General features: G+C 67.5%; 17 protein-coding genes. 8 read left to right on the top strand and 9 right to left on the bottom strand.

Annotation, left to right across the window (positions count from 1 at the left end; all coding sequences use genetic code 11):
• Window positions 1-41 precede the first annotated feature (41 nt).
• Window positions 42-1,058: a FecCD family ABC transporter permease gene (locus EV192_RS12535; RefSeq protein WP_243726795.1), complete on the top strand. Its 1,017-nt coding sequence runs from the start codon at window positions 42-44 to the stop codon at window positions 1,056-1,058.
• Window positions 1,055-2,083 carry a FecCD family ABC transporter permease gene (locus tag EV192_RS12530; protein ID WP_207925998.1) on the top strand — a complete coding sequence of 343 codons (1,029 nt, stop codon included), beginning with the start codon at window positions 1,055-1,057 and terminating at the stop codon, window positions 2,081-2,083. The genes EV192_RS12535 and EV192_RS12530 overlap by 4 nt, the downstream gene beginning before the upstream one ends.
• On the opposite strand, the gene EV192_RS12525 is transcribed toward EV192_RS12530, so the two are convergent.
• Window positions 2,027-3,253: an MFS transporter gene (locus tag EV192_RS12525; protein WP_132114543.1), complete on the bottom strand. Its 1,227-nt coding sequence runs from the start codon at window positions 3,251-3,253 to the stop codon at window positions 2,027-2,029. The two genes, EV192_RS12530 and EV192_RS12525, sit on opposite strands and share 57 nt — an antisense overlap.
• Before the next feature lie 85 nt (window positions 3,254-3,338).
• Entirely contained in the window at window positions 3,339-4,325 is a 987-nt protein-coding gene (locus tag EV192_RS12520; RefSeq protein WP_132114541.1) for a right-handed parallel beta-helix repeat-containing protein, read from the bottom strand.
• A 133-nt stretch (window positions 4,326-4,458) separates the two neighbouring features.
• Here EV192_RS12520 and EV192_RS12515 point away from each other — a divergent pair, with 133 nt between their 5' ends.
• Window positions 4,459-5,157, top strand: a complete 699-nt coding sequence (locus EV192_RS12515) for a dienelactone hydrolase family protein (protein WP_132114539.1) — start codon at window positions 4,459-4,461, stop codon at window positions 5,155-5,157.
• A gap of 6 nt (window positions 5,158-5,163) precedes the next feature.
• Here EV192_RS12515 and EV192_RS12510 read toward each other — a convergent pair whose 3' ends face one another.
• The 5 genes from EV192_RS12510 to EV192_RS12490 form a co-directional block, all read right to left on the bottom strand.
• Window positions 5,164-6,858 (bottom strand): GMC family oxidoreductase, encoded by a 1,695-nt coding sequence (locus tag EV192_RS12510; RefSeq protein ID WP_207925997.1) that lies wholly within the window; start codon window positions 6,856-6,858, stop codon window positions 5,164-5,166.
• 119 nt (window positions 6,859-6,977) lie between these two features.
• On the bottom strand, window positions 6,978-8,285 hold the full coding sequence (locus EV192_RS12505) for a hypothetical protein (protein WP_207925996.1): 1,308 nt from the start codon (window positions 8,283-8,285) through the stop codon (window positions 6,978-6,980).
• A 3-nt stretch (window positions 8,286-8,288) separates the two neighbouring features.
• Window positions 8,289-8,996 (bottom strand): FadR/GntR family transcriptional regulator, encoded by a 708-nt coding sequence (locus EV192_RS12500; RefSeq protein WP_207925995.1) that lies wholly within the window; start codon window positions 8,994-8,996, stop codon window positions 8,289-8,291.
• Window positions 8,997-9,099: 103 nt separating this feature from the next.
• Entirely contained in the window at window positions 9,100-9,927 is an 828-nt protein-coding gene (locus tag EV192_RS12495; RefSeq protein ID WP_132114537.1) for an alpha/beta fold hydrolase, read from the bottom strand.
• Window positions 9,928-9,984: 57 nt separating this feature from the next.
• On the bottom strand, window positions 9,985-10,713 hold the full coding sequence (locus EV192_RS12490) for an SDR family NAD(P)-dependent oxidoreductase (RefSeq protein WP_132114535.1): 729 nt from the start codon (window positions 10,711-10,713) through the stop codon (window positions 9,985-9,987).
• Between the two features lie 151 nt (window positions 10,714-10,864).
• Between EV192_RS12490 and EV192_RS12485 the strand changes: the two genes are divergently transcribed.
• Both EV192_RS12485 and EV192_RS12480 read left to right on the top strand, forming a co-directional pair.
• Window positions 10,865-11,311, top strand: a complete 447-nt coding sequence (locus EV192_RS12485; RefSeq protein ID WP_207925994.1) for a winged helix-turn-helix transcriptional regulator — start codon at window positions 10,865-10,867, stop codon at window positions 11,309-11,311.
• Between the two features lie 547 nt (window positions 11,312-11,858).
• Window positions 11,859-12,329 (top strand): hypothetical protein, encoded by a 471-nt coding sequence (locus EV192_RS12480; protein ID WP_243726793.1) that lies wholly within the window; start codon window positions 11,859-11,861, stop codon window positions 12,327-12,329.
• A 443-nt stretch (window positions 12,330-12,772) separates the two neighbouring features.
• Here the strand turns inward: EV192_RS12480 and EV192_RS55680 are convergent, their stop codons facing one another.
• Complete coding sequence (locus EV192_RS55680; RefSeq protein ID WP_243726792.1) at window positions 12,773-12,925, bottom strand: hypothetical protein; 153 nt, start codon at window positions 12,923-12,925, stop codon at window positions 12,773-12,775.
• Window positions 12,926-13,256: 331 nt separating this feature from the next.
• Here EV192_RS55680 and EV192_RS12465 point away from each other — a divergent pair, with 331 nt between their 5' ends.
• Window positions 13,257-13,985 (top strand): nucleotidyltransferase domain-containing protein, encoded by a 729-nt coding sequence (locus EV192_RS12465; protein ID WP_132114533.1) that lies wholly within the window; start codon window positions 13,257-13,259, stop codon window positions 13,983-13,985.
• Between the two features lie 297 nt (window positions 13,986-14,282).
• Here EV192_RS12465 and EV192_RS12460 read toward each other — a convergent pair whose 3' ends face one another.
• Entirely contained in the window at window positions 14,283-15,737 is a 1,455-nt protein-coding gene (locus EV192_RS12460; RefSeq protein WP_132114531.1) for an FAD-dependent monooxygenase, read from the bottom strand.
• Between the two features lie 77 nt (window positions 15,738-15,814).
• On the opposite strand from EV192_RS12460, the gene EV192_RS12455 reads away from it, so the two are divergent.
• Both EV192_RS12455 and EV192_RS12450 read left to right on the top strand, forming a co-directional pair.
• The gene (locus EV192_RS12455) at window positions 15,815-16,453 is read left to right on the top strand and encodes a TetR/AcrR family transcriptional regulator C-terminal domain-containing protein (protein ID WP_132114529.1); all 639 of its coding nucleotides are present in this window, start codon (window positions 15,815-15,817) and stop codon (window positions 16,451-16,453) included.
• 62 nt (window positions 16,454-16,515) lie between these two features.
• A complete protein-coding gene (locus EV192_RS12450) occupies window positions 16,516-18,813 on the top strand; it encodes a penicillin acylase family protein (RefSeq protein WP_132114527.1) in 2,298 nt (765 codons plus the stop codon).
• The last annotated feature ends 15 nt before the right edge of the window (window positions 18,814-18,828 follow it).

The following is an 18,828-nucleotide window of genomic DNA, read 5'->3' as shown; positions in this document are numbered from 1 at the left end:
CGGTTAGCCTATCCTCAATAACCGGCTTCGAGGACAGGCGCGTGACGACCCACACCATTGCCAGTAAGCGGTCGTTCCGCCTGTTTGGGCTGGTCGGAGCGCTGGGCGCGCTCGTGCTCGTCTGCCTGCTGAGCGTCTGGTTCGGGTCCAAGGACATCCCGTTCGGCTCGACCTGGGACGTCCTGTGGCACAACGACGGGTCACGCGACGCGGCGATCATCCACACTGTCCGTATCCCCCGGACGCTCCTGGGCATCATGGTCGGGGCCGCACTGGGGCTGGCCGGCGCGCTGATGCAGGCGCTGACCCGCAACCCGCTTGCCGACCCGGGACTACTGGGCGTGAGCGCGGGCGCGTCGGCCGCCGTAGTCGGTGGGATCACGTTCTTCGGCGTCACCGGCGTGTCCGGTTACGTGTGGTTCGCGTTCCTGGGGGCTGGGATCGCCTCGGTCGTCGTGTACGTGTTGGGGTCGGCGGGCCGGGGGGTGACACCGGACAGGCTGGTCATGGCCGGCGCGGCCATCAGCGCGGTGTTGCTGTCGTTGATCGACGCCGTTCTCGTGTTGAACCCGTTGACGTTCAACCAGTTCCGGTTCTGGGACGTCGGGTCGCTCGGCGGCCGGAACATGGACGTCGTGGTCCGGTTGGCACCGTTCATCGGCGTCGGAATCGTGCTCGCGCTGGCGCTTTCCCGGTCGCTCAACGCCCTCGCCCTCGGCGACCAAGCGGCCCGAGCGCTCGGTGCCCACATCGGACGGACCAGAGTCGTCGGCGTGATCGCGGTGACGTTGCTGTGCGGGGCGGCCACGGCGGCGGTCGGGCCGATCGCGTTCGTCGGGCTCGCGGTTCCCCATGTGGCGCGCCTGATCGCCGGGCCGGACCAGCGGTGGGTGCTGCCGTACTCGATGGTCCTCGCGCCGGTCCTGCTGATCGGATCGGACGTGCTGGGCCGCGTGATCAACAGTCCCGAGGAGCTCCAAGTAGGCATTGTGACCGCGTTCATCGGCGCGCCCGTGTTCGTCCTGCTGTGCCGGCGCCGCCGGGTGACCAAACTGTGAGCGCGACCATCGTCCGGCGCGGCGCCGTGTCGGTCAAAGTGGACACTCGGGCTTCGCTGGCGTGCCTGGGACTTGTCATCGTGGTGGTGGGCATCGCGGTGGTCACCATGACCAGCGGCGACTACCCGCTGAGCGTGTCCGAGGTGTGGGACACCCTGCTCGGGCAGGGACCGCCGGGCGCCGACTTCATCGTGATGACGTTGCGGCTGCCGAGGCTGTTGACGGCACTGCTGGTCGGCGCCGCTTTCGGGCTCAGCGGCGCGATCCTGCAACGGCTGACGTCGAACCCGTTGGGCAGCCCCGACATCATCGGGTTCACCCAGGGAAGCGCGACAGGCGCGCTGGTCGTGATCGTGGTGACCCACGGCGGCATGCTCGCCGTCGCCACGGGCGCGCTGGTCGGCGGGTTCGTCACGTCGATCGCGATCTACCTGCTGGCGTTTCAGCGCGGCGTACAGGGATATCGGCTGGTGCTCATCGGGATCGGAGTGGGCGCGATGCTGATCGCGGCCAACCAGTACCTGATCACGCACGCGAACCTGCACGACGCTGTCGCGGCGCAGGCGTGGCTGGTCGGCGGCCTGAACGGACGCGGCTGGGAACACGTCGGACCGGTCGCCTGGGCAATGCTGGTCCTGGTGCCTGTGTCGGCGTACTACAGCAGGCGACTCGGCGTCCTGGAGATGGGTGACGACGCCGCGCGGGCACTCGGCGTGCCCGTGGAACGAACCAGGTTCCTGCTGGTCATGACAAGCGTGGCACTGGCCGCGGTCGGCACGGCCGCGGCCGGGCCGGTCGGGTTCGTCGCGCTGGCCGCGCCCCAGATCGCCCGCCGGCTCGCCGGGACGGCGGCGGCCGGGCCGGTGTCGTCCAGCCTGACCGGCGCGGTCCTGCTGATGGCGAGCGATCTGGGAGTGCAGCGGCTGTTCACCGACGTCCAACTGCCGGTCGGCATCGCCACCGGCGTGCTAGGCGGGCTCTACCTGGCCTGGCTGCTGGCTCACGAGTGGCGCCGGCGCAGGTGACCGGCCGCCCACGACCGTGACGGCGACCGCGCCGAGCGCACCCACGACAGCGAAGACGTAGAAGCCCCACGGGTACGCGATCCCGGCCGTGAGCAGCGCGCCGCCCACCAAGGGACCGCAGATCGCGCCGAGCCGGCCGACCCCGGCCGACCAGCCGAGCGCGGTCGCCCGGTTGCCGTCCACATAGGTCCGGCCGATGTACGCGTACACCAGAACCTGGGCGCTGAACACGAAACACCCGGTGATGAACACCACGACGTACGCGCCGATCTGCGGCATCTTCACGCTCAGCAGAGCCAGGAACACCGCGGCCGTGACGAACCAGGCGATCGCGGGCCTGCGGATGCCGGCCCGGTCGGACACCACCCCGGCGAGCAGCAGCCCGGCGACGGCGCCCACGTTCAACGTCAACAACAACGCCAGAGCCGCACCGAGGTTGTACCCGGCCGAGCGCATGATCTGCGGAAGCCACGTGTTCAGCCCGTACACCAGAAGCAGGCCCATGAACGACGCGAGGCAGAACGCCAACGAGGCGCGCAGGTACTTGGCGGTGAACAACGAGGCCATTGTGGACAGAGCGGTCCGCGCCGGCCGTGGCTCGTGCGACTCCGGCATGTACTTCCAGATCAACGGAACGACTACCAGCGCGGGCGCCGCGCCGATGATGAACATCGCGCGCCAGCCAAGGTCCGGAATCACCATGATGCCGAGCAAAGCCGTCAACACCGCGCCGACGTGATATCCCGTCATCACGATAGTTGTCGCGCTGCCGACCCGGCGGCTGTGCGAGTGTTCGTTCGCGGCGGCGAGGGCCGTCGGAAGGCAGCCGCCCAGGCCGAGCCCGGCGAGGAACCGCAGCAGGCCGAAGACGAACACCGACGGCGCGAACGCGCACAGCAGCGTGCAGACCGAGAAGCCCGCGACCGACAGCACCAACGCCCTGCGCCGGCCGATCACGTCCGTGATCGTGCCGACCACCAGCGCGCCGATGGTCATCCCCACCAAGCCGATCGTGGCCACCACCGAGGCGCTCGCCGGGGTGAGGCCCCAGACCTTCCCGTCCAGCAGAGTCGGGATCACCGTGCCGAGGACCACCAGGTCGAAGCCATCCAGCAGGACGGCGGTCCAGGATAAAGTCATCGCCCATCGGGACACATTGCTGTCAGCCATCTGCTCGCTCCGTTGCGTCGTGGGGGTACGACAATAGGAGCGATTCGGGCGGCCCGGATCCCTGGTTTCCACTCAACGGAAACACTCAGTCGGCGGAAAGCGGCGCCAGGTTGTCGTCGCGGAAGTTGCCTGTCGCCACGATGGTCCCGTCCGTCACGTCGAACGGACCGAACCGCCAGGTCGGCACAATTCGGTTGTTGATCACCTTCACACCCTGCGGGAAGCCGTAGCCCTGGCTGCGCACCTGGACCGCGTAGTTGCCGCCGGCCAGAAGGTTGTTCTCGACCAGGAAATTGTGCGAGTCGCCCTGTTCGGTGGCGATCCGGACGACCGCGTTCTTGCCTTCCGCGTCATTGATGAACGTGTTGTGGTTCAGCACCACGTTCAGCGCACCCGACGACTGGATGGTGTCGTTGTGGCAGATGTCGCAGTTGGCGAGGTCGTGCACGTACGAGTCCTGGATCACCACGTTGGTGCCCATATGCGGGCCGTCGCCGACGCCGTGGATGTTCACCCGCCGCGCGACGTACCCGTCGAAACCGATGGCCGCGTTGGTGGTGCCCGAGTTCATCCCGTCGATCTCGGTGTCCTCGATCACCGCGCCTTTGAAACCGTCATAAACGCGGATCGGGAAGTAACTGTCACACCGCACCCGACTGCGTTTGATGGTCACATTGTTCGCCTTGATGCTGACGCAGCCCTGAATGTCCTTGCCGTCGATCACCGCGCCCGCGGTGTTGATCTGGAACTCGGCGTCCGAGGTGAGTTTGACCCCCGCGGTGGTCAGCTTCACGCCGGTCGGCTGCCATCCCGTGGTGCTCGCGTCCGGGAAACCGCACGCGCGCGGATTCTTGACGCAGTTGGTCCCGGGCGGCGGTGGCGGCGGAGCGGCCGACGGCGGGGGAGCGCTGGGTTTCGGAGCCGACGAACCAGGTTGTGGCGCAGGTGCGCCGGCCGAATCGGACGGCGGCGCGGACGCGGCCTCGGAGGTCCACTCGGACGGCGTTTCGGACGGGGGCGGTGGCGCCGCCGTGTCGGACTTCTTACAGGCGACCAGGACGGTGCCGATCATCAGGACGATAAGGATCAAGCTCGACCTATGTCGCCGCTTCGGCAACGAGTCGATCATTCGGCCTCCAGCAGTGAAAACTCTTCGTTATTCCCACATGTGTGGTTAGTTGAGTTTCAACCTGTAGGTTCATGACGTGAGCGCACAGCGTACAGAATCAGTTTCCGCGCCCGACGGCAAGTTCGACTTGCGGGTGTGGCCGCCGGAATCGGGCCGTGGCCCGGGAGTTCTCATCCTGCAAGAGATCTTCGGTGTGGGGGAGTACATCGAGGCGGTCGCCGCCGACCTGACCGCGCTCGGGTACGTGGTCGCGGCACCGGACCTGTACTGGCGGATCAGTCCGGGATGGAACGCCGACCACACCGAACAGGGCCTGCACGACTCGGTCGCCGTGCGCGGGCGGTTCGACGTCGAGGGGGGCGTCACGGATTCCGTGACGGCGTTGCGACATTTCGAAGGACTGCCCGAGATCGACGGGGGAGTCGCGGTGCTCGGGTTCTGCCTCGGCGGGTCGCTCGCGTTCAAGCTCGCCGCCCAGGTCCGGCCGACCGCGGTGGTGTCGTTCTACGGATCCGAGGTGCCGAACAGCCTCAGCCTGCTCGAGCAGATCAAGTCGCCGCTGCAGCTGCACTTCGGCGGGCAGGACCCGTACATCCCGGCCGACTCGGTCTCCAAGGTGGCCGACGCGGTCGAAGGCCACGACAACATCGAACTGCACATCCAGGCCGACGCCGGGCACGCGTTCCACAACCGCGTGGCGCCCATGTTCTACCAGCCGGAACCCGCGGCGCGGGCGTGGCAGCTGACCGAGGAGTTCCTGGCGACGCACCTGTGAGCGTGCTCAGGACGTTGACCTGATCCCGTTCGCGACGGCCATCGCCACCGCCATGATCGTGACCTGGGGGTTCACCTCGGGACACGTCGGCAGGCAGGAACCGTCCGCGATGTATACACCGTACACACCGCGCAGCCGCCCAGTGACGTCAACAGGCGCCCGCTGCCCGTCGGCGCCCATCCGGGCGGTGCCCGTGGGATGGAACGCGGCGACCCGCAGGGCCTTCGCCGGTGTGGTCCCCACGATCTCCGCGAGCTCTTCGACCGTACTCGCCCGGGGGTGTCGGTCCAGGCCGGTCAACACCTCCGTGGCGCCCGCGGCGAACAGCACCCGCCCCATCTCCACCATGGCCTTGCGCAGCTTGCCCGCGTCCGCCCGGGTGAGCTGGTACGTGATGACCGGCCGGTGGCGGCCCAGGACCTGGCCGGCGGGCGCGTCCGCCACCATCGCACCCAGATAGGCGAGGTGATGCCGGTTGTCCAGTTCGTGCCGGAGTTCCCGGCCGGTGCCGGGCAGCGGGAACGTGACCAGGCCGGCCGGCCCGGTGGTGGCCTCGATCAGGATGCCCTCATCGTGGAACCGTTCGATACCCACGCTTTGCAACACACCGCGTGAGCTGTTGACAGGTTCGTCGAACCGGCCGGCCACAGTCGTCGCCGGATGAACCGCCATACCCCGGCCGAGCCCCGGCTGCCCGCCCAACCCCGACCTGCGCAGCAACGGCGGCGTCTCAGTGGCCCCGGCCGCGACGACCACCAGGGGCGCGCGCAGGACGAACGAACTGCCGTCCGGCCGGCGAATCAGAACCCCTTCGGCCCTGCGGCGCGCGGTGATCACCCTGGTGACGCGCGCCTCGGTGACGATCCGCGCACCAGCCCGGCAAGCATCCGGCAACGCGTTGAGATGAACCCCGTTCTTGGCATTGCGCGGACAACCCACCGCACACTGACAAGACCCAGCACATCCCGGGGCGTTGCGGTTCAACGGTTGCGCGTCCCACCCCAGGCTACTCGCGCCCGCGATGGCCAGCAAACCGTTGCGGCCGAGGACATCGAGCGGCTGCGGGGCAACGTGAAGCATGCGTTCGACCGCGTCAAGCAGTTCGGGGAACTCGTCGGTGGGAACACCCCACTGCTCGCGCCATCGCCGTAACACACGGTCCGGCGTCCGAAAACACGTACCGGAATTGACAAGCGTAGTGCCGCCAACCCCACGCCCCAACGGTAGCACAACCGGCGGAAGTCCTAACGCGACAGTCGCGCCGGAGTCCCGGTACAACGTACGGAACCTGTCGAATGTGGACGTGCGCCGAAACTCCTCAGCGGTATGCCGTCGTCCCTCCTCAACCACGACGACATCCATCCCCGCCTCGGCCAGAACCTTCGCCACCACCGCCCCACCCGCCCCGGAACCCACCACCACGACATCCGCCGAACCACCCCGCCACTCAGCGGACGGGACACAGGTCAACGGCGGATCGGGGCGACCAGGAGTGGCGTCGCCCGTGGTCTCCGCAGCGGCGGCGAGCAACATCGGGACCTTGACCAGTTCAGGCACGAACCGGGCGGCAGCACGAATCCCAAGCCGCGCTGACAACGGAAACCCAGAGGTGAGTCGCGCGAACCGAGACGCCCAGTCATCCACGGTGGCCACCCGCTGCATTGCCTCGTTGTCCGGTGGTCTGCCGGCCCGGTCATCCACGGCGGCCACCTTGGTGCTCCGTCGATGGCGGCCGTCGGCGACCGTCCATGGCAGCGTCCGATGCCTCGCGTGGCCGCCACCCTGGATGCCTTCCCAGTCGGCAGTGGGCGTTCCCCTCCTCAATCACGACTGCCCACCTCGGCGTGGGCGGTTCCGTTCAGTTCCCAGGTTCGGTGCACTTGCCAGGAGCCGTTTCTGCTTTCCTCCAGGACTATCCGGGCGTCCGCTCGTTCACTGTTCCGGCAGACCGCCTGTGCGCCATCCGGATCGCGGTACTCCAGTGCCAGTGTTCCGTCCGCTGATTGGGTAACGTCCACGGTGATCCGCCAGTTCCCGACTCTGCCGGACACCGTCCACGTCGGCAGTCCGATCGACGCGCGCAACCGTGGTGCGGCTGTCATGACCCGAGCCGGCCATTCCTGTCCGCCGACCCTGAGTCGCAGGAATGTCAACGGCCGCAACTGACGCAACGGCCACCGTCGGGACACCGCGCTCACTATTTCCAGCACGTCGCCGTCGCCGAGGTCCGCGTGCAGCCACGCCCATTTCTCGGCGTTGCCGTGGCCGTAGATCCGGGCCGTCGCGCCGTGTCCGTCGCGGACGGTCAGCTCGCCGTCATTCCATTTCACGGTCCCGTTGAAGATCGCGGAGGGCTCGGGAACCACTTGTGCCGCAGGCAGAATCTCACGGTCCCAGGTCCACCGCGGGAACGTGAACATCGGGTCGCCGCCGCTTCCCGAGGACGCCAGATCCCAGTGGACGTCGTCGGCCGTGCCCTGCAGCCGGTTAGCGGGCATCTGCGGGAACGGTCCGAACCTGCCGTGGACAGGCGGCTTTCCGGGCGGGAACACCGCTGCCCAGCCGAGGACCCGCGGCGGGCCGCCGTCGCTGGGCGCGACCATCTCGTGGTGCAGCCACACCCCGGTCTTCGTGTCCGGGTCCGTGAAGGTCGTGTACCAGACCTCGAGCCGGCCGGGCTGGCCACGCCATCGCGGTGCCATCAGCGTCGGGTCACGGGGGAATCGGAAGCCGGCAAGGAACTTCACCAGATCGCGCCGGATGTCGAAGGTGAGGTCCGCCTCGCCGACCACTGCACCGGCCGCGTCGCGCACCGTTGCCGGCAGGGTCGTCATCGACCGGGTCGGGTGCCGTGGGTCGATCGACTTGTGTCCGTCCAGGTGCAGCATCCGGCCGTCCAACGCAGCGAAAGAGCACCGGTAGTGGATGATCCGGGCTCGCAGCGGGGCTATTCGCAACGTGCCCGTCGCCGGCGCGTCGGCCAGGCCGTCGATGGTGACGTGCCCGGTGATCGCTGCCGTCACGTCCGACCACGGCAGTAGCAACCCCGGAACGGTCACGTGCAGATCCATCCGCATCGGCCGGGAACCGACTGTGCCGGCCATGGTTTCCCTGAATGTCGTCGACACAGGTCACTCCTGTCCCAGCATCATGCGTTCCGTTTCGGCCAGGTACATGGTCGCCGCTTGGTGCGCGTCGGCCGGGTCGCCCACGATCACGGCCTCCACAACCGGCGCGATCCGCGCCGCCGCGACCGGCGGATCACTGAACGGCCGCACGAACAACGCCCGCACCGGCATGTACGCGTCCAGCAACGTGTCCACCAGGATCCGGTAGACCCGGTTGCCGCAGGCCTCACCGAACAGTCGGTGGATCGCACACTCCGCGACCTGCGCCTCGTCCGGGTCGGCCGCGGTGCGCACCCGGTTGACCAAGTCGGTCAGCCGGTCGTGATGCTCGGCGGTGGCCCGTTCGGCGGCCCTGGCCACCACCAGCGCGCCGATCTCCCGCCGGGTCTCGAAGATCTCCACGAACCACCCCGGCCCGTCGGCCATCACCAACTCGGGCAACAACTCCAGGCTGCGCAACCGCGCATGGTCCAGAACCCGCGTGCCCACACCGTGCTTGGTGGCGACCAGACCGGTCTGCACCAGCCGAACCAGCGCATGCTTCAGCGAAGTCCGTGTCACCCCGTAACTCGCCGCGAGCGCCCGCTCCGGCGGGAGCAACGACCCCGGCGGATACCGCCCACTGAGAATGTCCGCCCTGACCCGGGCGACCAGGGCGTCCACGACCGTGCCCCGGCCGATCGGCTCATTCTGGAGCAGTGGCTGATCCACTGAACCAATGTCACCCACCAAGGTGGCCTTGTCAAGTGCGGCCGTGACCGGGCCGCGGCCATCGTGGACGCCGCCGACGCCCGGCAGGATCGTTTTCGTTGGGCTAGGACTCGTGCAGGAATGTCAGCAGTGCGGAGCCGAACTCGTCAGGTGCTTCCAGCCACGGCACATGACCGGCGTTGTCCACAACCACCCGCGTCGCCGACAACAAGGCCTGCTGCAACGAATCCACCGCCCAACGGGGCCGGATGTCGAGCGCGCCGTCCACGATCAGCGTCGGAACCGCCAACGTACGACAGGCCGCGACCAACTCGGTTTCGCGCCATACCTCCCGTTCTTCCCGGTTGATCGCCGCGTTGCACTCATAGTTGATCTCGAACCAAGGGTCGGCCATCCGCTCCGCGTAACCCGTGGCCTTACTCGCGTCGGCGAAGTCCGCGGACCACTGCAGCACCGCGAGTTCGCGATCTTCGGACGCGGTACGCGCACGGCCCTTCAACTCCGCCAGCCGCGCCCCGCTGTTTCCCAGACGCGCGGCGAGGTTCCGCTCGTAGTGCTCGTGCCATTCCCGCCCAAGGCCCGTGCCGGACACGTAGATGAGCTTGCTGACCCGATCCGGCTGGTCCAAGGCGTAGCGCAGCGCCAACGTCGCACCCCACGAGTGGCCCAGCACGACCATCCGATCCAACCCGAAGTGCCGACGGACAGCGTCCAGGTCCCGCACTGTGCGTGCCAGCGAGTACGGACCACGCCGCTCGGATCGCCCACAACCGCGCTGATCCCACCGAATCACCCGCACCCGCGGCGCCAACACGTCAGCGACATCGCCGAACATGTCCCACAAACCAGGACCGCCATGACACAGAACCACCGCCTCCCCATGGCCCGCCTCAGCAGCCCACAGCCGGCACCCATCCTCCGTCACAACCATCCCCGCGGCATGATCCACGCATTCCAGTATCGTCGAGCGACCCGATGAGGACGTTGCCTAGCCCGCGGTCGACGGGGCCGATCCGCCGTTCTCACTCATCCACTGGGCGACGAGGTCGCGGAACGTGTCGATGTCGCCGATGATCTCTTCCACGCGATCTCGTTGCTGGTACATGCGGTAGTAGCGGGCACCAATGGCATCTGGGTCGGCGTCGCCACCGCCGGGGATGACACCGGAGGCGATCGTCACCGTTGCCGCGTAGATCCCCTGTGGTCGCAGTTCGGCGTGCAGGGCGTGCGCCCAGTTGCGCAAGCCGGCCATGGCCAGGCCCACGTTGGCCAAGAACGGCGCGGGGACCGTGGAGGACACGCCGGTGGTCAGCAGGAGCGTGCCCGCACCACGGGCACGCATGCTCGGCAGCACCTGCCCCACCGCCGTCACCGCGCCCAACACATGCAACTCGAACTGTGCGGCGGCCGAGGCGGCCGTGGTCTGCGAGGCGTGCGTGATCGGCCCGGTCGGGCTGGGGCTGTAGGTCAGCACGTCGATCGGACCCAGCGTGTCCCCGGCCATGGCGAGGGCGTCGGCCAGCGCACCACGATCATGGATGTCAGCGGGGAACGCCGCCGCGGTGACACCCTGCTCGGTCAACTCGCCGACCAGGGCGTTCAGCCGGTCCTTGGTGCGGGCGATCAACCCGACCTGGAAGCCGTGGCGGCCGAACGCCCGAGCCACCCCCATTCCCAACCCCGGACCAGCACCGACAACAACGAGTGTCTTCGCCACCACAACGTCCCTTCTGGCCACAACGGTCGACTCGGGCGCTCTCCCGACCCGCCGCCGAGGGTTACTCTTTGTTCGTAGCATCATGATTTGTCACTACAGTGACGGTGGCAAGACGGCACATTCATGTCGGTGACGCACACGGAGGTAACCCTTGGCGCCACACAAAAACACCTCGCCGGCCGGACGGCACCGCGACGTCAGGCCCCAGCCCACAGCCGCCAACGGCGGCGAACCGGACGGCGAAGTATGCCGGCAGGTGCTGCGGATCCTCGCCCTGATCGGCGACAAGTGGAGCATCCTGGTCATCGGGCAACTCCGCGACCAGACCCTGCGCTTCAGCGAGCTACACCGCGCGGTCACCGGCATCTCGCAGCGCATGCTCACCCTGACCCTGCGGCAACTCGAACGCGACGGCCTCCTCACCCGCACCGTGCACCCCAGCGTCCCCCCACGCGTCGACTACACGCTCACCCCACTCGGCACGACACTGCTCGACTCCGTTGTCGCCCTCGGCGAATGGGCCACCACACACCGCCAAGAGATCAACAACAACCGACGCCGCTACGACGCCACCCACCCATCACGAACCCAGCATTGATCCCACCCCCACCAAGTGATCCACAGGAATTGACAATTCCTCCTGCAGAACTGCGCCTGGTCAGGCGGAACGGAGATCGTTCCGCGTATCGCCAGCACCTTCTACGAGCCGATCACGAGCGGCATATCAGCAGACCGCTGCTGAAGCAACGCGTAGCGTCAGAGCCCAGCGACCACGGCAACCTGAACGATCTGCAGCGACTCATTCTCGGTATCAGGCAGGGCAGGAACACACGCGGACGGTGGGTATCGACCTGGCGGCTGAGCCGGCCAACACAGCGATCGCGGTGATCGAAGCGATCACCGGTCGCCCGGGTAGTCGCTTCGGGACAATAGGGCGGGTCTGGCAAAGGTTGAGCGTTCTGGCTGGAACTCTGGTCCCGTGTCGCGTTTTCAGTTGCTCTCGACCAAGCCCGTCCGCGACCGCGGACGGCGACCCCATCGGGACGGGGCGATGCGACGGTGTCGGGAATGGCCGTGACGTACGATCGCGGTGAGGGCGAAGCGCCAGGCCGAGATTCCGGCACCGGTGTGCGGGAGGGGTCAGGATGTTCGGTTGGAACAAGAAGTTCAGCGACAGGATGTTCGGTTCGAAGAAGAAGCTCGACGATCTGATGGCGCAGCTCAGGCCCGACCTGAGTCGGGAATCGCTCGGCGTCGGGCCCGACTTCCCGGGCGTCGCCCCGAACCCGTCCCTGAGCAGTGATGCGTGGAAACGCAATGCGGAACTGCGTACGGGGGCGCTTGCGCTCGGCGTTCTCGTCGACTGGCGGGAGGTCAACAGCAATCCACGCGTGGTCCTGATGTTCGACGTGGAGACCGCCGACGGCATCTCGTTCCGCGGTATCGCGGACGAAGGCCTCACGATCACCGAGCTCACCCGACTCGCCCCAGGACAGACGTTGCCCGTGCGCTACCGGCCGGCCGTCATGGACCACTACGTCGCCCTTGCCCGGGACGCGGACCCCGCCCATGTGCAGCAGCTCTCTGACAAGATCGCGAGCCGCAAGCGGACCTGACCCGAAGCCATTGGCCGGATCCCTAGTTGCTCTCGGATGCCCGACGATCGCTCGCGCACATCAGCATGCGACGAACACGATCCGCCCCACAGGGGGATGGGTCGAACTACGCGAATCCAGCGGTCGAGCCGCCTGATCACGGGATCGGCCGCTCGCGGGGTGGGTTGTCGACGAAGCTCCATCAGCTCGTCGACGGCAACGGGCTGCCACTGGTCAAGCTGATCACGCCCGGTCAGGCCAGGGACTCCCCGATGCTGCTGCCCGCTCCTGCAGCAGCTGCGGGGAGGCCGTAACGTCGGGCGACCGCGCACGAGACCGGATGCGGTTCGCGGCGACAAGGCATACCCGTCCCGCGCGATCCGACAGGACCTGCGCGAGCCGCGGCATCGAGGCCGTCATCCCCGAACCCCAGAGACCAGCAGGGGCACCGCAAACGCCGCGGCTCACGCGGCGGCAGGCCCGTCGGCCTCGACGCCCACGATTACAAGAACCGCAATGTGATCGAACGCCGGTTCTGCCAAACGAAGCAATGGCGCGGCCTCACCACCCGATACGACAAACACGCGATCGTCTACCGAGCTGCCGTCCTCATCCACGCCGCAATCGCATGGATGTGACAGCAAGGATGTAGTTGGGGTGACGGTCAAGGTTCTTGCGGGCGCGGTCATATCGCATGGTGGTGCGCGGGGCAGCCGTACCACTGCTGTCTGAGCCAAGCGCCGGAGGTGGCAGGTAGCACAGTGCCGATCCATCTGCCTGGCACGCCGATTGAGCAGGAGCGGCCCAGTCGAACGGTGGCCAACGGCGCGGTCTGTTGGCTGCTCGGTCACACCCGACGCGGCATGTGAGTATGCCGACCATCTCCACGATTCTGATGGATGACGTTCACCGCCGGTCTTGTGGTGAGGGAGTTCGTAGACTGCGATCATGGTGACCTCGGTGCCTGTCGTGGCGGAGTTCGGCACACGGCTGGCGGGGCTTGGGTGGGTGAGTGATGTGTTTGTCGCGGGATCGCTGGCGACTGGCGACTACGTTCCCGGGGTCAGTGATATCGACCTGGTCGCGCTTGTGGACGGCCCGGTCGACACACACCGGCAGGCCACTCTCGTGGCTGTGCATCGTCATCTCGACGAGGGCGTTGGCTCTGGTCTCGACCTCGGATGTGTCTATGTCGAGGCCGGGAAGGTCTCGGATGTTCGGATGACGCATCCGACGTGGACTCACGGCTCGCTGGTTGAGCGCATCCTTTCCGGAATCACCAGGGCTGAGCTTGTGCGTCATGGGCATGCCGTTGTCGGCCGCTCGCCGTGCGCTGTGTTGCCCCCTATGAGTGACGACGATCTCCGCGAAGCAGCCCGTGCTGAGCTGACTGGATACTGGGCGTGGGCGGCCCGGCGCCCACGGATGTGGTTGAACCCCGTCATCGCCGATCTTGGCCTTACGTCGATGGCCCGTGGCCGCTATGCGCTGAGCAACGGTGCACTTCTCACGAAGAGCCAGGCGGTCGAACAGGCCCATGCTCCGGCTTGGCTGATCGATCAACTACGCGCGAGACGCCGAGGTGAGGACGTCACCTCACCACGTCTGCGAACAGCCCTGATCGCCTGGCGCGATGCTCGCCGAACTGTCGCCCGCGCGCACACCGGCAACACCTGAGCCAACCGCTGTCCCGCTGGGGAGAACTTGTCGAAACGACGGGGCGTCCTGTGATCGGTATGACAGCGTGTCCGAGTTTCCTCAACCGCATGTCCACTTCCGCGCGGACTCGAGTGAGACGAGTCAACTCTGCGGAAACTGACGTCAGCCCAGGCGGGGACGAACAAAGAGCAACCGGGCCGCTTGCTGTGTCATCGCCTGAGAACCTTCAAACCCGCGTGCGACACCCCGAGGTTCTGCCAAGTCCGCTGAGAACGCACAGCCCGCCGGTGAGGTCTGGACGCCCAAACCCAGGAGTCACGACCATGTGGTCAACGCCGATGTGAGGTTGCCGGAGCCGTCGACCCATGCCACGTGTCCGTCCGGGCGGATCAGGAGGGCGCGTGCCGCGGGCACGGTCCCCAACACGGGGATCGGCCATTCTTCTGCGTCGCACTGGGCTCTGACTACGTCGACCCAGTCGTTCGGCGCTGATACGCCGGCTCCGAGGTCGAGGAGGACTGGGCGGCCGGTGTGCAGTAGTTCGTAGAGGCGGGTGGGGCCGGAGTCAGTTTTCAGGTCCAGGTCGGGGACTCGGCGGCCGATCAGGGGGTGGCCGCTGCCGAGGGGGTACTGGATGTCCAGGGCGCCGATCATGCTGCCCAGGGCTTCGTTCACGTCCGGCTTGGTGATCAGGCCGGCCATGATGGCCCGCATGGCGTCCATGTGCGCGCCGGGCCGGCCGAGCGCGGACTGTGCGCGCGTGTTGCGCAGGACTCGCTCGGCGACCGGTTGGCGTTCTGTCTGGTACGTGTCCAGCAAAGTGTCGGACGCTCGCCCCTGCAGCACCGCGGCCAGTTTCCAGCCGAGGTTGACCGCGTCCTGCACGCCCATGTTCAGCCCTTGGCCGCCTGCTGGGTAATGGATGTGCGCGGCGTCCCCGGCGAGGAGCACACGTCCCTCGCGGTAACGGGAGGCCAGTCGGGCGGTGTCGTTGTACCGCGAGACCCATCGTGGGCTGTGCATCCCGAAGTCGGTGCCGGCGATCCGGACCACTGACTCGCGCAGGATCTCGAACGTCATCGGCGCGTCCCGGTCGGCGACATGGTCGTATTCCGCGGTGAACACCCGGTACCAGCCCGGCTCGAAGGCGATCACACTGTAATCCCCGTGCTCGTGGCGTTCCATGAAGACGGTGTCGTCGGGTGGGGCGGCCATTTCGACATCGCCCAGCAGCGCGGTCATCGTCGCCTCCGTGCCGGGGAAGTCGATCCCGGCGAGCTTGCGGATCGTGCTCCGGCCGCCGTCGCAGCCCACCAGGTAGGCGGCTCTGAACCGGTCGCCGCCGACGACGACCTCGACGCCGGTCTCGTCCTGGCGCAGTTCGATCACCGGTGAGGACCAGCGGACCTGGACGCCCAGCTCGGCCGCACGCTCCTCCAACAGCCGCTCGACCCGGTGCTGCAACAGCCCGAGCGTGAACGGGTAGCGGGTGGGGAACTCGGTGAAGTCCAGCCGGAGCCCGGAGAAATGGCCGGCCTGGATCTGCCGTCCCGCCGCCAGGAAACGGTCCGCCAGGCCGCGCTGGTCCAGCACCTCCATCGTGCGCGCGTGCAGCCCGCCCGCGCGGGACTCCGTCGTCCCGCGCTCGGCGAGCTGGTCGACCAGGAGCACGTTCACCCCGGCCAGCCGCAGCTCGCACGCCAGCATCAAACCCGTCGGGCCGGCCCCCGCGACGATCACATCCACAACATCCACATCCACCACATCCATGTCGATCCCTCCCTGAACGATGTTCATCTGAATTGACGCTCGTTCACGATGGCGTGAACGGTGTTAGTCTGTCAAGCGTGAAGTTGAGTCCCGAGGTGATCGCCGAGGCCGGCCTGCGGTTGCTGAACGAGGTCGGCCTGGACGGGCTGACCATGCGACTGGTGGCCAAGGACCTCGGCGTGCAGGCGTCCGCCCTGTACTGGCACGTCAAGGGCAAGCAGGAACTGCTCGACGAGATGGCCACGATCATGGTCCTGCGTCGCAACGAGAGCCTTGAGCTGCCCGGCCGCGGCGTGAGCTGGGACGACTGGGTGGTCGATGGCGCGTTCGGGTTCCGTCGCGCGATGCTCGCCTACCGGGACGGCGGGAAAGTGGTGGCCGGCACCAACATCACCCACCCGGTGATCCACCGGACCACCGAGCTGACCCTGCGCGCCCTGCAGGACGCGGACTTCCCGCTCGTGTACGTCGCGCGCACGTATCCGGTCGTCTACCACTACACAGTCGGCTTCACCATCGAGGAACAGGCACGGCACGGCAGTGACTACGCCGAGAACCCGTACAACCTGGACAAGCAGGTCGCGAAGATCGACGTCCAGCGCTTCCCGCTGACCGCGTCGATGCTGCCGCACCTGTTCGAGGACGACGCCGACTCGGCCTTCGAACACGGCCTGCGAACGATCCTGCTCGGGATGAAGGCGGGCGCCCCTGGGTGATCTCCCCGATGTCCGGGCGCCGCCGCTGAAGTACAAAGAGGCCTGTGCCTCTGATGAGACGGATGACCACGCTCGCCGCCGTGGTCGCGTTGGCCGGTTCGACCGGTCAGGCAATGGCGGCGGAAGATCGGGGAAATGACTTCACGGCTTTGGTGCGCTACACCGAGAACGGTGTCGCGCACATCAAGGCGAACACGTTCGGCGGCGTCGGCTACGGCTACGGTTACGCCGCCGCCACCGACAATGTCTGTGTCATCGCGGACATGTACGTCACGCTGGCCGCCCAACGGTCCCGCTTCTTCGGGCCGGACGCGCCGGGCAACGTGGCGCTCAGCGACGCGGCCACCAGCCTGTCCAGCGACCTGTACTTCCAGCAGGTCAACGACTCCGGGCTGATCGAGAAGGGGATGCGGCAGCCGGCGCCGCTCGGGCCGAAGCCCGAGGTCCGGGAGCTCGTCCGCGGCTACGTCGCCGGGTACAACAGGTTCGTGGCCGAGGGGAGGGTCACCGACCCGGCCTGCCGGGGCGCGGCCTGGGTCCGGCCGATCAGCGAGATCGACGTGTACCGGCACCTGCACGCCCTCTTGGTGCTCGCGGGCGAGGGCCAGCTGATGGACGGCATCACGTCGGCCCAGCCACCGGCGGCCGCGGCTCAGTCGCCGGCCGCTGTCCCGGCTGGCCTGGGGGACCGGGTCCGGGCCGCGATGGAGTCCAAAAAGGACATGGGAAGCAACGCGTTCGCCCTCGGCCGGGACGCCTCGGCCAACGGTCGTGGGCTGCTGGTGGGCAACCCGCACTACCCGTGGCAGGGCGGCCGCCGGTTCTGGCAGGCGCAGCTGACCGTGCCCGGCCGGATGGATGTGTCCGGCGCGTCGTTGCTGGGCCTGCCGTTGGTGCAGATCGGCTACAACCGTGATGTCGCCTGGAGCCACACCGTGTCCACCCCGGTGGGGTTCAGCCTGTACCAGCTGAAACTGACCTCGCCGACCACGTACCTGGTGGATGGCAAACCCGAGGCGATGACCAACCGGACGGTCCGGGTTCAGGTCCGCGGCGCCGACGGCAAACTGTCCACTGTGGAACGAACGTTGTGGTCCACCCGGTACGGTCCGGTCCTTGGCGGTGGGTTCGGGTTGCCGGTCGCCTGGACCAGGGACACGGCGTACGCGCTCAAGGACGCCAACGTCGACAACTTCCGTGGGCTGAACATGTGGTTCGACTTCGACCTGGCCCGCTCGACCGGCGACATCGTGCGCAGCCTCTCGACGAACCTGGCGTCGCCGTGGGTCAACACGATCGCCGCCGACCGGTCCGGAAACGCCACGTACGCGGACATCCAGGTCGTCCCGAACATCACCGACGAGCTGGCGAAGAAGTGCAACACGCCGCTGGGCAACGCGATCTTCCAGGACACCGGGCTGGCCGTACTGGACGGCAGCACAACGGGATGCGCATGGGGCAACGACAAGGACGCGGTGCAACCAGGGCTGTTCGGCCCGTCCCGACAGCCGCTGCTCACCCGCGGCGACTACGTGGAGAACGCAAACGACAGCGCGTGGCTGGCGAACCCGCACCAGCCGATCACCGGCTACCCGCGGATCATCGGTGACATCGGCACCGCGCGCAGCCCACGGACCCGGATGGCCATCACCGAGCTGGACGGCAGGAAGTTCTCCCGACAGTCCATTCAGGACATGCTGTTCAGCGACCGCAGCCTGATGGGCCAGCTCACGGTCACGGACGTGGTCGCCATGTGCCGCACCTTGCCGGACGTCGGCAACGCGTGCGACAGTCTTGCCAAGTGGGACAGGACGTTCACGTCGGCGTCCCGTGGGGCGGCGCTGTTCGGACGGTTCTGGAAGCAGGTGCCGCCGGACGCCTGGAAGGTCCCGTTCAACCCGGCCGACCCGGTCGGCACGCCGAACACCCTGGACACCGCACGGCCCGAGGTGCGCAAGGCGTTCACCGACGCGGTCGCGGTCCTGCGGGCGGCCAACATCCCGTTCGACGCTCCACTCTCGGACAGCCAGTACGTCACGCGTAACGGCGAGAAGATCAGCGTGCACGGCGCACCCGGCAATCTGGGTGTTCTCAACGTGCTGACCCCGGTGCGGGACAACGGACAGGGCAGCCCCGACATCATCCACGGGTCCAGCTACATCCAGGCCGTGTCGTTCACCGACTCGCCGTGTCCGGACGCGCGGACGCTGTTGACGTACTCGCAGTCGACCGATCCGACGTCGCCGCACTTCGCCGACCAGACCAAGCTGTTCTCGCGGGGGAAGTGGGTCCGCGGCCGGTTCTGTGAGTGGGACATCTGGACATCGCCCCAGCTCAAGGTGCTGTTCCTGAAGGGTTAGCGACAGCCGCGGCGA

Source organism: Actinocrispum wychmicini (assembly GCF_004345645.1).
GTDB classification, from domain to species: Bacteria; Actinomycetota; Actinomycetes; order Mycobacteriales; family Pseudonocardiaceae; genus Kibdelosporangium; species Kibdelosporangium wychmicini.
The sequence above is the reverse complement of the archived record's forward strand: the minus strand, read 5'-3'. Positions and strand labels throughout refer to the sequence as shown.